The organism is Corynebacterium sp. MSK204, from assembly GCF_030229885.1.
GTDB lineage: Bacteria > Actinomycetota > Actinomycetes > Mycobacteriales > Mycobacteriaceae > Corynebacterium.
In genome coordinates, this window is sequence record NZ_JASPGQ010000008.1 from 1 (window position 1) to 12,716 (window position 12,716).

Below are 12,716 nucleotides of genomic sequence, written 5' to 3' on the forward strand. Positions count from 1 at the left end.
TCCTGCCGGTACTCCGGGGTGTACTTCTTCCTTGACGAACTCACAATGAACATCCTCTCCTACGGACACAAGATCCGCACTAATCGGGTGTCCACTAAACGAGGGTAACCTCATCATGACTTCGGCTGGGGTGCGCCAGTTGAGTGCTTTGCGTGGTTTGTGGTTGTGAATGTTGGCGATCATCTCTAGGTCCGTGGCGGCGTAGATGTACAGGCCACTGTTTTGGCAAGGTTTCTTCTGAGCCTACCGTTGGTGTTTTCGTTGCTGCCTCTCTCCCACGGCGATCCTGGACGGCAGAAGTAGATGGGAATATCAGTGGCCATGGTAAAAGCTATATGGCCAGACACTTCACTTCCTTGGTCCGGTTGAGTCCTCCTTATTAAGTCTTATTAACATAAGGAGGGTCGAACCTATCATTAGCCCGAGGGAGAACGTGTAGTTTGAATCATTCATTAATCCACCAAAAATGGATAGCACAAACCCGACGAAAAATACCCCAGACTCCGATCTTGGGTAAAAATCTCTACGTATAGAGGCGTTATACAGGGTCAAGTATATTACTGCCATAGCAAGAGGGAAAACACTTAATTCTCCCCAGAAAAAGCCCGCTAGAGAAGTGGATACAAGAATGATTAAAGGAAGTAAAACAGATTTCGATATACGACTAAACAAAGCTAATCACATTTCTCACGGGGGAGCCTTCGTCCATCCATTGGTTATAAATAGCTCAGGTCATCACGGTGATCGGCATAGACCCAATTTCTCTTAGTGGTCAGTCTATTCTATCACTTATTTGGGTCATCACTGCATACGGGCTCAATTTCCACTGACTTTCCCAAGAACCCGTAAACAGTTAGCTAAATTTATTATGCATAGTTTTTCTTTGTCAAAAGGAATGAATCAGGAAGGTAGGTAGATACCCGGCATATTCCATTGAACTATGTTTAACATGCTGAATGCAGCAGTCCAGGTTAGCTTCCAACCTATTCGGGCAGAGATTAAAGGCTTGGTGCGTAAAAACCACTTTAAAACGCAAAATGAGCCCGGCCCGAGCTAGTAATCGACCATGCTCGGGGCTGAGCTCTGCGTTAGGGGTTGATGCTTCTTGGGTTCTAAGGTCGTGGAGCAGTTCCTCGGTGAGAGTTCGTTGCGGTTGGGCGGTCAACGAACCCCGGAGCTTAAGGGCTACTGACTGCCTTTAGACCGCTTTTTCACCAGTACTATGCCGCCGACAACAAAGAGTGCGGCGAGCACGAGAACCCAACCGATATTGGCACCCGTAGAAGCTAGTGCGCCGTTGTGGGGGCTGGAAGAGCCTCCGCCGGATCCGGAGCTTGGACCAGAGCCACTGCCTGCGCCCTTAGCAGTAGTGGACTTGGTGGAGCCGTTCGACTTCCCAGCGCCATTTCCCATGGATGCCTTAGCGCCCGCATTCGATCCAGATGAGTTAGTTGCCTTGGACTTATCGGACCCCGGCTTATTAGTGTCGGTGCTATTCGAGCCGTTATCTGGCTTGGTAGCGCCTGGCTGCTTAACCTTCGAGGAGTCTGCGGGCTTGCCCTCTTCCTCTTCGCCTTCTTTGTCAGTGCCTTTTCCACCGGGCTGGGTGGTTGAATCGCCCACGAGGAAGGTCACGGTGTGCCAGTCGGTGAGTTTGTCGCCGTCGTTGTTGACGGTGCGCATTTCCATTTCGTAGCGCCCTGGTTCGGTAAAAATCCAGTGCGCGTGGACGTGGAAAGGACCATCCTCAACGCCTTTGATCGTATGGGTACCGTTGCTATCGGCTAAGGTGCGTGCCGGTGTGTTTAGGGAGGCAGTGTGGCCGGCCCACCATTTTCCGTCCGTAGGTGCCGACTTAGGGCGAACTTCGATCGCGGCGTCACGGTAGTCTTGCCCCACCTTGATCGTGTCCCACCCCGGCCACACAGCGTCGTGGTCCTGTTGCAATGGTAGGTGGTAGATCGTTGAGCCAGTCTTTACCATTCCGGTAAAAGACAGCGTCTTAGCCAGGGAGTCAGCGACCGTCACGCGGCGGGCATCGTGAATGCGCAGCGCTACGTCTTCAGGCACGTTGTGTTGGTCGTCTTCGTTGACATAGAAGCCGAGCTTGTTGTCCACAACCTTTGGCCCGAAGTCGATGTGGCCCTTGGTAATCTCGCGCTTCTTAGACGGTTCTGCGCTGGGAGCAGGTTCCGTTGTCTCTGGGCTTGGTTCCTTCGACGGTGTGGTGCTTTCCGTGCCGTTGGAGTCGCCTTCAGTGGCACTGTCGTTCCCAGTAGTGGGTGGGGCAGCAGATGATGAATCCTCGGTAGCTACCTTGAAGCGCAGAACAGCCTTTTTCGCAGGCTTACCGTCTTTTTCTGCGACCGTGACACCAACTTCATACGTACCGGGTTTGTTGAATGCCCAGTTGAGGTGCATGTGTTCTGCGGTTTCGGTGGTGTAGGAATGCGTGTCATCGCTGCCGGCAAGGCGCTGGTCCAGCCCGGTCTGATCAGCCTGGTATGCCAACCATTCGCCGTCCTTCGGGGCGCTGACGGGGGTGAAGGTAAAGGTGTAATTCTTCTTGGTGTCTTTGTAAGCATCCTCAGTGCTGAGCCCAGGCCACACTACACCGGTGCGCTGTGTCTCTGGCAGGACGTAGGCAGCGCTGCCTTTCTTTCCAAAGTGCGGAATGTCTTTGTTCAAAGTGGACTTGACCTGCTTTGGAACGGTGAAAAAGACATCGGAAGGCTTACGCCAGATTGCACCAATGTGGTACAGGTTCGTCTCGTCCTTGATGCCCAGGTGCAGCTCACCATCTTCGTGGATCGGGGAGATATCTACGTGACCCCGGTGCAGATTGAGCTCCTTGTGCGGGGTGTCTTTATCCTTCGGGTTCTGCGGCTTGGGTGAGGGGATCTTGGGAACAGAAGGCTTCGAGGTCGTGGAAGGCGATGGATTCTTGGATGGGGCAGAGCCTTCTGATTCTTCCGAATCCTGCGGCTTCTCTGGGGCGTCGGAGTCTTCTGGCTTCTCCGATCCTTCTGGTTCCTGTGAATCCGTGGAGTCAGAAGCCTCAGCGAACGAGACGGTGGTCTCAGCGATCGGCTCATAAGCATCTTTGTGAGTATGGCTAAATAGCGTGGCGCCACCGGCATCGGAGCGGGAATCAGGAACGATGCGCAGCATGAGTTGGTATCCGGGCTGCTTACAACTATCGATGAGTTGCCTGCTCGTTCTTTGCCCCGGCCCGGAAGTAAAGCTGATTTCGCAATCTGCAATATGCTTTTCCGGCAGGCTGGTCATCGGTTCGCCATTTACCTTGTAGAAACCGCCGGTAACGCGCACCGTGGTGCGGTCATCTTCGGGCTCTACGGTGATGTCGATATTGCGGTCACCATCGCCGTACACCTCGCTGGTGGACACGGTGATATCTGAGCTCTCGATCTTAAGGGGATCGGTCTCAAACGGCTCTATCTCTTCCATCTCAGGGGTAGGAAGCTCGCCGCTTTTCGTTGTATAAGCTTCGGCATCTTCATCGTCCTTTTCCCCATCGGTGCTGGTCCAGGACTTTACGGGTTCGGATACCCAGCGAGGGCTTGGGGAATCATTGTCGGGAATAAAGATGGCTTGGAAGTTGGATTCTTCATCACCAATCATTTCATCCCACGAAGCTTTACCGCCTTCTACCTTGCGCTCGGCAAGGTAGTGGCCGTTGATGGTGAATACGGCGCGGCCGGAGTCTTTGGCATTGCCAGTATCGAGGGAGAGCGTGGTGAGGATGCCTTGCTTCGCGCCCTTTGTATCGGCCTTGGAGGGAGCCATCTTAAATATAGGAGCGTTGGACTCGGCCCCTTCGGAGCCTGAGTATTCAGACTTGGCGTCGTTAAAGGCGGTATCAAGGTCGGTGATCGTGCGCTCGGCGGGGTTGGTTCCGCCTACCTGCCAGACCAAGGTTTGTGGCTCGGAGTGGATGAAAGTGCCATCCTTCTTTCGCGCAGAAGCGCGGTAGGTGACCTCGTAGTGGCCAGGACGGGTAAACGTCGTGGCGTTATGCGTGTGCGTGCCTGCATTGACCCAGGTGGTACGGAATCCCGGGTCGTGGGAGGACCAGAGGCGGTTCAGAGGATAGTTCTCGTCGCTGTAGGTAAACAGCTCCATGCGGCCGGGGCCCTTAAAATCAACGATTTCCATGTTGAAGGATTTATCGCGGAATTGATCGGTGGGAAGATCCGCGGCGGCACCGAACCCAGCCCAGATGGGCATGGTGTTTTTCGGGAAGCCTACTGCGGGGCCGCCGTAGTACATGAGCTGGTTTTTCTCGGCATTGAGAAACTCGAAGCGCGGGTCATCGGGAACGCGCCAGGCATAGGCTCCTAGGCCGCCATCGACGCGGCCGTGGCTGACCCAGTTGATCGTGTCCTCGATGGGGACTAGGCCCGCACTATTGGACATGAGTTTGAAGTTTCCGTCCTTCCACACCGCGTGCGGGGAATCTACGTGCGTTTGGGTGCGGACAAGTGGGGCGTCCTCAGCGAGGGCGAAGGGAGCGTGGAATAACGCGAGCGCCAAGACCACGACTATGGTGGCAAGGCGCGGTAGTGAGGTGCGCAACGGCATAAGGTTCTCCCAAGGTTAGGTGCAGTGAACTTTTATATAGGTTGCGACGAATACTACACTATTGCAAACCGTTATCGTTAGCGTTGTTGAAAATAGTGAACCTTTGCCCGCGAGCTGGGAAAGAAGATATAGAAAGTCCCCACCTCCGGTTGCGGAAGCGGGGACTGTGTAAAGCTGAGGAAAAGGAGCGGATAAGCGGAAGGCGGGCGAGTGACCGCAGTGCTGCTGAGCGGTTAAACTTTGTCGTCCGCGGTGTGGGTGGTGCCCTCGAATTGCCATCCCACGACGGCATTGCGCACGGCGGCCTCGAGGGGATTGGCGGGCTGGATGCAGCTAGTCGTCAGCAGCCTGCCTGGCATCGCGTCCTCGCCCCATACGCTGGAGTCACCGGCTAGGCCTTGTTTATCGGGGTCATGGAGATCGGTTGCGGTGTAGGTGAGCCAGTTCTGGTCGGAATTCTTGGTGCGTACGTACAGCTTGTCGCCGATGCTGACCTTGTGCTCGTTGGCAGCGCCATCGTAAAGCTTATTGAATACGGCAGGCACGCCGGCGCCGGTGTGCCAAGCGATAACGACGATATCGTCGGCATTTGTTCTAGGCAGGGAGTAGGGGCGGTCATCGGCAGTATAAGTGCAAGCCTTATCCATGGTGTCAGGGTTTATGGCGCCATCGACTACGCGGCACGTGCCATCCTCAAATTGGGCATGGACGTCGATGGCAGGGATAAACATTTCTACTGCCGCGGACGGTTCGAACACGGGAGCATTTTCTGCAGAAACTTGGTTAGTATCTAATCCTTCGGGCGAGCTGATGTTGCGTTCGGACGTATTGATGCTGCGATCGATCGTGCTGATGACGAGGATCGTTGCAACGATGCCGGCTGAGACTCGAAGGACTCCGGAGGACGCCCATGCGCCTTTAAAGCGATCCCAAGGGGAAGAAGGGGCTTTTCGGTGCCTTGGAGCTGAGGTCTCTTTTATCCTGCGATTCGGGTAACGGCTTTGGATGTGACGCGCGTGATGCTCTGCTTTCCGCCAATCGCGCTCTGTGGAATGGTGCCGGCCAGATCCACCTTTGGGCCGGGAATTTTTATCAGCAACGCTAGAAGCATGGCCTGGAGTGTTGTGATTTAAGGATGTAGTGTGGCGCGGTTGCGCTGCGGATAAGTGAGATCCCTTCCTCCGTGGGTGGTCTTGGTGCTCCACTGCGACCTCCGAGGAAACTAGGGACAATAGGGGTGGGTGTGAACCCAGCTTAGAGTAATAATTTTCTTTTCCGGCTTATCGAGGCAGCGGTTGCGCTAACCGCTACGATACTCCGTGATTCTCTTGTCCGTATAAGTACAGCTAAATAAGGAAAATAAAAACGGTGTCTCTCAACGAAGCTGCCAAGGCCGGATCCCTGAAAAAGGCCGCCCTACTCGATCAATCATTTTCACGATTTTCTGTCCGCGCAATTCTCGCCGGTGTGTATCTGTGCATCGGCACCGTATTTGCCGGCGTCGTTGGCCAAGCGGTGGAAGAGCTTGCCCCAGGCTTGGGCTCCGTGATCTTTGCCCTGTTCTTCGGCCTAGGCCTCTTCGCCATCGTTATCCTCGGTGCTGAGCTGGCCACGGGCAATATGATGTACATGGTCTACGGGGCGATGCAGAAACACTTGTCCTGGGGCAAGGCCTTCTACGTACTGCTTATTACCACGATCTTTAACCTTGTCGGCGCCATCATCTTTGCCGCCGTCATGGGCATGTCTGCCAAGCTCGCGAATATGGATCCCTCGCACCTGTTGGTCACCATCTCTGAAGGCAAGCTGACCAAATCCCCGCAGGGAATGCTCGTGGAGGGCATGGCCGCGAACTTCGTGGTCAATATGGGCATCGTTGGCGCGGTCTTTGCCAAGGAAATCGTGTCGAAGTTCATCGTCATCGTCCCGATCATCGGCATCTTCGTGGGCCTAGGCCTGGAGCACGTGATTGCCAATTTCTGTCTCTTCGCGCTCACCTTCTTCGGCAGCGATCCGCTGCCGGCCGCGCTGACCGTTGGCAATGTTGCTCTCAACTGGACGCTGGTGTGGATTGGCAACTTCATCGGCGGCGGCTTGCTCATCGGTGGCGTATACGCCTGGCTCAATAATGGGCCGGAAGATTACCGCGACTAGGCCAGCGTGCCCGAATAAAGGTTAAAGCGATCGGCACGGGCAAAGCCCACTAGCGCCATGCCGGTCTCGCGGGCGGTCTCTACGGCAAGGGAAGAGGCGGCGCTGACGGCAACGAGCATGCCAAAACCGGCCATGGCGGCCTTTTGGACCAGCTCGAAACTGGCGCGGGAGCTCATGACCAAAATGAGGTCATCGGCGGGCAGGCGCTCTTCCATGAGCAGGTGGCCAATAACCTTATCGGCGGCGTTGTGCCTGCCGATGTCCTCCCGGATGACCACCGGCTCACCCTCGAGGGTAAATGCGCCGGCGGCGTGGATTCCGCCGGTCTTGCGGAATTCCTTTTGGGCGGCGCGCAGCTTCTCCGGCAGCTGGACCACCAGCTGTGGGTCCACGGGGATCTGGGGGATGGGGTAGCGCGACTTCTTTGCCAGCGCCTCGATGGACGAAGTGCCGCACACCCCGCAGGCGGACGTCGTCGTGGTCAGGCGGAGATCGCTCAAGTCCAACGGCGTATTCTTCACCAAGTCTATGTCCAGCAGGTTATAGGTATTCATGCCCTCGACGGTGGAACCGGCGCAGTAGCGGGCAGTGGTGACATTGGAAAGCGCGGCAATATGCCCCTCGGAGTGGAGGAAACCGTGCGCCAGCTCAATATCGTGGCCCGGGGTGCGCATGGTGGTGGTGATGGTCTGCCCGCCCACGCGAATCTCAAGCGGCTCCTCACCGGCGACGGTATCGGCGCGGGTATCTACCTGCGTATGCTCGCCCAAGCGGACCTTCGTGACAGCGAAGGTGGCATTCTTGCGTCCGGCCATTACTTCAGCGCCTCCTTGAGGGTTTCGATATTTACCTTGGCTTCTGCCGTGCTTGCCGATGCCAACCCCACCACGAACGCCGTCAACGGTGCTGCCGGCCGCGACTGGGTATGGGCCACGTCCTTGGTTAAATCCAGCAGTTCCCGGGTCAGCGCCGTGGCCTCATGTGGCTCGAGGTTTAATAGCCGCGCGGCTTCTTCAAGCCATTGGTGGGCGGTGCGGATCGGATCTTCGTTCTCGGTACTCATCTCAACTACTCCTCAACTATGTGGCGCTGTATCCGACTGTAATGAATGCAGGGGATTTATTTGGAAAACCGCAGGATATGGCGTAAAGTGTTCCGGCGTGCCTGCGCTGCAGCCGGTGCACGCGCAAAGCCTTGCGGGTTTTGCGTGCTGAACTGGTAAAACGCAGAGCCGAAAAAGAATTGAACATCAACTTTGTTGTAGGCCCCTCGCCGTTTATAGCGGACCGTTGTCTGAATCAAAGGGTGGCGAGCGCCTTGCGGTATTGACCGTGAGGAGCGTGAGTAGCCCGAAATCACACGGAAAACGCTTTGGTGAGCACGGGAACCGCAACGAGAAAGGTACACGGTCACTCATATGACTATGACTGATCCTATTGCCGACATGCTGTCGCGCGTGCGTAACGCAAGTAACGCACACCACGACGTCGTGTCGATGCCTACCTCCAAGTTGAAGGCAAACATTGCTGACATCTTGAAGCAGGAAGGCTACATCGCTGACTACACCGTTGAGGGCCACACCCTGTCCCTCGAGCTGAAGTACAACAACCGCGAGCGTTCCCTGTCTGGTCTGCGTCGCGTGTCTAAGCCGGGTCTGCGTGTGTATGCAAAGTCCACCGAACTGCCACAGGTCTTGGGCGGCCTGGGCGTGGCTATCATTTCCACGTCCCACGGTGTGCTGACTGACCGTCAGGCTGAGGAGAAGGGCGTAGGCGGAGAAGTTCTCGCCTACGTCTGGTAAAGGGAGGTTTGACACATGTCTCGAGTCGGTCTAGCACCGATCGCCGTACCAAACGGCGTCGAAATCAACATCAACGGCCAAGACGTTGAGGTCAAGGGCCCTAAGGGTACCCAGAGCGTAAACGTTCCGGATCCGATCACCATCAACGTGGAAGACGGCATCTTGACCGTTTCCCGCCCTGATGATCACCGCAAGCACCGTGCACTGCACGGCCTGTCCCGCTCGCTGCTCAACAGCGCCGTCATCGGCGTGACCGAGGGCTTCACCATCAAGATGGAAATCTTTGGTGTCGGCTACCGTGTGCAGCAAAAGGGCCAGGACCTGGAATTCAGCCTGGGCTATTCCCACCCGGTCCTCATTAAGGCTCCGGAGGGAATCACCTTCGCAGTGGACGGCAACACCAAGCTGTCCATTACCGGTATTGACAAGCAACTAGTCGGACAGATCGCCGCTAATATCCGTCGCCTGCGTAAGGACGATCCTTATAAGGGCAAGGGTATTCGCTACGAAGGCGAGCAGATCCGTCGCAAGGTCGGAAAGACGGGTAAGTAAGCAATGGCAAACACTGAAAACACGAAGCGCACTCCAGTCGGCAAGGACATTTCTTCTCGTCGTCGCGAAGCACGCGCACGCCGCCACTTCCGTATCCGTAAGACCCTGCGTGGCACCCCTGAGTCCCCGCGCTTGGTCCTGCACCGCTCTTCGCGCCACATGCACGTCCAGGTCATCGATGACTTGGCAGGCCACACCCTGGTTTCCGCATCCTCCATGGAAGCGGACATCCGTGCATTCGAGGGCGATAAGAAGGCAAAGGCTGCCAAGGTGGGCGAACTGATTGCTGAGCGCGCCAAGGCCGCTGGCATTGAGCAGGTCGTCTTTGACCGCGCAGGCTACAAGTACCACGGCCGCGTCGCTGCGCTGGCAGACGCCGCACGTGAAGGTGGTCTGAAGTTCTAATGATCATCGTCAACGGAAACATCAACGGAAGGATCGCGTAATGTCGGACCGTGAACAGCGTGACGGCGGACGCTCCGCCGAGAACAACAAGAACAACCGCGGCGGCAACGGCCGTCGCAACGATCGTCGTAACCAGCAGGACAACGAGCGCGATAAGTACATCGAGCGCGTTGTGACCATCAACCGCGTCTCCAAGACCGTCAAGGGTGGCCGCAACATGTCCTTCACCGCTCTCGTCGTCGTTGGTGACGGCCAGGGCCAGGTAGGCGTTGGCTACGGCAAGGCTAAGGAAGTTCCGGCTGCAATCCAGAAGGGTGCAGAAGAGGCTCGCAAGAACTTCTTCCGCGTACCTATGGTTGCCGGCACCATCACCCACCCGGTAGAGGGTCGCGACGCAGCGGGCATCGTCATGATGAAGCCCGCCGCTCCTGGTACTGGTGTCATCGCCGGCGGTGCTGCTCGTCCAGTGCTTGAATGCGCTGGCGTGCAGGACATTCTGTCGAAGTCCCTGGGCTCCGACAATGCACTCAACGTCGTCCGCGCAACCGTGGACGGCCTCAAGCAGCTGGTCCGCCCCGAAGAGGTTGCCGCACGCCGTGGCAAGTCCATCGAAGAGGTCACCCCGGCCCGTATGCTGCGCAAGCGCGCAGGTCAGGAGGCATAAACAATGGCTCTGAAGATTACACAGGTAAAGGGCCTGGTGGGCACCAAGCCGAACCACCGCAAGAACATTGAGGCTCTGGGTCTCAAGCGCATCGGTCAGTCCGTTGTTAAGCAGGACACCCCGATCATCCGCGGCATGGTTCACAAGGTTCGCCACCTGGTCACCGTCGAAGAAGTGGCAGGGGAGTAAACCATGGCTGATATCATCAAGCTGCACGACCTGCGCCCAACCGCAGGAGCAAATAAGCCCAAGACCCGCGTTGGCCGCGGTGAGGCATCCAAGGGTAAGACCGCTGGTCGCGGTACCAAGGGTACCGGCGCTCGTAAGCAGGTTCCCGCTGCTTTCGAGGGTGGACAGATGCCCATCCACATGCGTCTGCCTAAGCTCAAGGGATTCAAGAACCCGAACCACGTTGAGTACCAGGTTGTTAACGTGGCTGACTTGGCCGAGAAGTTTGCCGATGGCGGCGACATCACCGTCGCTGACATCGCAGCTGCTGGCCTCGTCCGCGCTAACCAGCCGGTCAAGGTTCTGGGCAGCGGCGACATCAACGTTAAGTTGAACGTCACCGCAGACAAGTTCTCCAAGTCCGCTGTAGAAAAGATTGAGGCTGCTGGCGGTTCCGCCAACACCAAGTAATCTGGACTAGGGAATAACTACACCCCCTTTCCTCGCACCTTATGTGCGGGGTGAGGGGGTGTAGTCGATCTATGCGGGCGTATGCATGGCAGTGGTAGTGTTATCACCGTAAACACTCATCCCTACTAGCTAGGATTTTGCTATGTCGTCCATTTCTTCATTCCTTGCCGCTGTCATCTCCGCCGTGCTTGCGCTCGCCGGCTCCACCGGCCCCGTTGACACCAACCCGCAGCTGTCCCAGCCGGATAACGCTGAGACCGCGCAGGTGGCCCAAGCGCAGTAGTCGCGCTGATTAAAGCCTCGGGCCCTGTCAGGGATTGGGCCCGTAGCTGCAAAAAGGGTGGAACGCTTTCACTAGCGTTCCACCCTTATGTGTTTTGGGACCCGTCCTAGGCCTCGTCCACGGTCTTTTCAAAGAGGCCGGGAAAGCGGTCATCGGGGTCCGTTACGGCCTTGATGGCATCGGGAAGCTTTCCGCCGTAGAGCTCCTCGAACCGCTCCCGGGAGTAGAAGGCCTCGGAGTACAGCGACTTGTGGCCGCCCAAGTCATTGACCTTCTCTTCAATGACGCGGTTGAACGCACCATTGCCGGGGGCGCTGGGATCGACGTGATCGCCGTCCACACCGGACCAGAAGCCGACGTTGACCCACGTCTTTCCGGGGCGCAGCGGGTAGAGCGGCCAGGGGTCCTGGGACTCGGCGGCAATATCGCCGGTGCCCACGAGATCGCCCACACCATCGCGCAGGCGGATGGGGCAGAGCCAGACCGGCTGGATATCGGAGGCCTGGAAGAACCAGTGGAGGAACTCCGGGAGGTTTTCCGGGGTGACCTCGATATCCTGGACCACGCGCTCGGCGCGCGGCTTGCCGTGCGGCTTTTTGATGAAGTTGTACTCCAACTCGTACTTGCGGTCCAGGCGCACCAGCTTCCAGTAGAAGGAGCTGCGGCGCAGCTCGCGCGGCCAGACCTTGCGCACCTTGGGGTTCTGGGCGCCAAAGGCACGCGAGCACCAGAACCAGTCGGTATCCCAGCGCCAGATATAGTCGCGGATGGTAAGGCGGTCGCGTCGCATGCCCTGGGCGTGCTGCAGGCTGCGGTAGTAGATCTTATCCCGCGTGTAATCGGAGGTAGGGCCCTCCTCATCGGTAAAGCGGGCGAAGACGAGGTAAGCCTCGTCCTCGGAAAAGACCACGCCGTCTAGGCCATCGACGGACTCACCCTCGTGGGTGTGGTTGACGGAGACATCGGCAAGCACGCGGCTTGCCTCCTCCACCGTGTGGAAACGCTGCTCGCGCAGCTCCACGTAAGGCGGGACGGGCTCGAGCTCGATCTTCAGGCGCACCGCGTAGCCCAAAGAACCGTAGGAATTGGGGAAGAGGCGGAAGAGATCGACGTTCTGCTCGCGCGAGCAGGTAAGGATTTCGCCGGTGCCGGTCAGGATATCCATCTCGATGACGGACTCGTGCGGCAGGCCGTTGCGGAAGCTCGTGGATTCCACGCCCATGCCGGTCACCGCGCCGCCCAGGGTGATGGTCTTAAGCTGCGGAACGACGAACGGCATGAGGCCGTGCGGCAAGGTGGCATCGACCAAGTCCTCGTAGGTGCACATGCCCTGCACATCGGCGGTGCGGGCGAGGGGATCGACCTCGATAACCCCGCCTAGGTCGGAGACATCAAGGCCTACCTGATTCTCGCTGCGGCCGCGAAAGAGGTTAGAGGTCTTTTTGGCCAAGCGCACGCGCTTGCCGGCGGGGACCTCGCGGAAGCTGCGCAGTAAGGTGTCTACGCCGGCGCGGTGGGCCTGCCAGCCTACGGGCTCGATGCGCACGGCGTCGACGGGGCGCGGCTGCAGGGCAGAAACGCGCTCGCGTAAGTGATCCAAAAGGGTCATATGGGCT

Annotated in this window: 14 protein-coding genes; 8 read left to right on the forward strand and 6 right to left on the reverse strand. The window is 57.5% G+C overall.

From position 1 onward, the window contains the following. The 3 genes from QP908_RS06360 to QP908_RS06370 form a co-directional block, all read right to left on the reverse strand. Window positions 1-183: hypothetical protein (locus tag QP908_RS06360; RefSeq protein ID WP_284771932.1), on the reverse strand; the 183-nt coding region annotated here is incomplete at its 3' end. A gap of 1,002 nt (window positions 184-1,185) precedes the next feature. Beyond that, window positions 1,186-4,602: a choice-of-anchor M domain-containing protein gene (locus tag QP908_RS06365; RefSeq protein WP_239269106.1), complete on the reverse strand. Its 3,417-nt coding sequence runs from the start codon at window positions 4,600-4,602 to the stop codon at window positions 1,186-1,188. A 233-nt stretch (window positions 4,603-4,835) separates the two neighbouring features. Then, window positions 4,836-5,360 carry a sortase gene (locus tag QP908_RS06370; RefSeq protein ID WP_239269105.1) on the reverse strand — a complete coding sequence of 175 codons (525 nt, stop codon included), beginning with the start codon at window positions 5,358-5,360 and terminating at the stop codon, window positions 4,836-4,838. A gap of 610 nt (window positions 5,361-5,970) precedes the next feature. Between QP908_RS06370 and QP908_RS06375 the strand changes: the two genes are divergently transcribed. Beyond that, complete coding sequence (locus QP908_RS06375; protein ID WP_239269104.1) at window positions 5,971-6,756, forward strand: formate/nitrite transporter family protein; 786 nt, start codon at window positions 5,971-5,973, stop codon at window positions 6,754-6,756. On the opposite strand, the gene fdhD is transcribed toward QP908_RS06375, so the two are convergent. Together fdhD and QP908_RS06385 are read right to left on the reverse strand one after the other, a co-directional pair. Next, a complete protein-coding gene (gene fdhD, locus QP908_RS06380; RefSeq protein WP_239269102.1) occupies window positions 6,753-7,571 on the reverse strand; it encodes a formate dehydrogenase accessory sulfurtransferase FdhD in 819 nt (272 codons plus the stop codon). The two genes, QP908_RS06375 and fdhD, sit on opposite strands and share 4 nt — an antisense overlap. After that, complete coding sequence (locus tag QP908_RS06385; RefSeq protein ID WP_005276987.1) at window positions 7,571-7,819, reverse strand: DUF6457 domain-containing protein; 249 nt, start codon at window positions 7,817-7,819, stop codon at window positions 7,571-7,573. The genes fdhD and QP908_RS06385 overlap by 1 nt, the downstream gene beginning before the upstream one ends. Window positions 7,820-8,173: 354 nt before the next feature. On the opposite strand from QP908_RS06385, the gene rpsH reads away from it, so the two are divergent. The 7 genes from rpsH to QP908_RS06420 all read left to right on the forward strand — a co-directional run bounded on the left by rpsH (window position 8,174) and on the right by QP908_RS06420 (window position 11,100). Continuing rightward, the gene (gene rpsH / locus QP908_RS06390; protein ID WP_005276990.1) at window positions 8,174-8,557 is read left to right on the forward strand and encodes a 30S ribosomal protein S8; all 384 of its coding nucleotides are present in this window, start codon (window positions 8,174-8,176) and stop codon (window positions 8,555-8,557) included. 15 nt (window positions 8,558-8,572) lie between these two features. Continuing rightward, entirely contained in the window at window positions 8,573-9,109 is a 537-nt protein-coding gene (gene rplF, locus QP908_RS06395) for a 50S ribosomal protein L6 (RefSeq protein WP_023025203.1), read from the forward strand. Between the two features lie 3 nt (window positions 9,110-9,112). Beyond that, a complete protein-coding gene (gene rplR, locus QP908_RS06400) occupies window positions 9,113-9,514 on the forward strand; it encodes a 50S ribosomal protein L18 (protein ID WP_023025204.1) in 402 nt (133 codons plus the stop codon). 40 nt (window positions 9,515-9,554) lie between these two features. Continuing rightward, window positions 9,555-10,178, forward strand: coding sequence for a 30S ribosomal protein S5 (rpsE, locus tag QP908_RS06405; RefSeq protein ID WP_005276995.1), 624 nt, complete (start codon window positions 9,555-9,557; stop codon window positions 10,176-10,178). A gap of 3 nt (window positions 10,179-10,181) precedes the next feature. Continuing rightward, a complete protein-coding gene (gene rpmD / locus QP908_RS06410; protein ID WP_005276997.1) occupies window positions 10,182-10,367 on the forward strand; it encodes a 50S ribosomal protein L30 in 186 nt (61 codons plus the stop codon). Between the two features lie 3 nt (window positions 10,368-10,370). Further along, entirely contained in the window at window positions 10,371-10,817 is a 447-nt protein-coding gene (rplO, locus tag QP908_RS06415; RefSeq protein ID WP_005277000.1) for a 50S ribosomal protein L15, read from the forward strand. A gap of 142 nt (window positions 10,818-10,959) precedes the next feature. Beyond that, window positions 10,960-11,100 (forward strand): hypothetical protein, encoded by a 141-nt coding sequence (locus tag QP908_RS06420; protein WP_239269098.1) that lies wholly within the window; start codon window positions 10,960-10,962, stop codon window positions 11,098-11,100. A 106-nt stretch (window positions 11,101-11,206) separates the two neighbouring features. Here the strand turns inward: QP908_RS06420 and QP908_RS06425 are convergent, their stop codons facing one another. After that, window positions 11,207-12,709 (reverse strand): FAD-binding oxidoreductase, encoded by a 1,503-nt coding sequence (locus tag QP908_RS06425; protein ID WP_239269096.1) that lies wholly within the window; start codon window positions 12,707-12,709, stop codon window positions 11,207-11,209. Window positions 12,710-12,716: the final 7 nt, after the last annotated feature.

Coding starts and splice junctions, on each gene's coding strand:
- QP908_RS06365 (WP_239269106.1), bottom strand. CDS start 4,602: ATGCCGTTGCGCACCTCACTACCGCGCCTTGCCACCATAGTCGTGGTC.
- rpmD (WP_005276997.1), top strand. CDS start 10,182: ATGGCTCTGAAGATTACACAGGTAAAGGGCCTGGTGGGCACCAAGCCG.
- rplO (WP_005277000.1), top strand. CDS start 10,371: ATGGCTGATATCATCAAGCTGCACGACCTGCGCCCAACCGCAGGAGCA.
- QP908_RS06385 (WP_005276987.1), bottom strand. CDS start 7,819: ATGAGTACCGAGAACGAAGATCCGATCCGCACCGCCCACCAATGGCTT.
- QP908_RS06425 (WP_239269096.1), bottom strand. CDS start 12,709: ATGACCCTTTTGGATCACTTACGCGAGCGCGTTTCTGCCCTGCAGCCG.
- rplR (WP_023025204.1), top strand. CDS start 9,113: ATGGCAAACACTGAAAACACGAAGCGCACTCCAGTCGGCAAGGACATT.
- rpsH (WP_005276990.1), top strand. CDS start 8,174: ATGACTATGACTGATCCTATTGCCGACATGCTGTCGCGCGTGCGTAAC.
- fdhD (WP_239269102.1), bottom strand. CDS start 7,571: ATGGCCGGACGCAAGAATGCCACCTTCGCTGTCACGAAGGTCCGCTTG.
- QP908_RS06420 (WP_239269098.1), top strand. CDS start 10,960: ATGTCGTCCATTTCTTCATTCCTTGCCGCTGTCATCTCCGCCGTGCTT.
- rpsE (WP_005276995.1), top strand. CDS start 9,555: ATGTCGGACCGTGAACAGCGTGACGGCGGACGCTCCGCCGAGAACAAC.
- rplF (WP_023025203.1), top strand. CDS start 8,573: ATGTCTCGAGTCGGTCTAGCACCGATCGCCGTACCAAACGGCGTCGAA.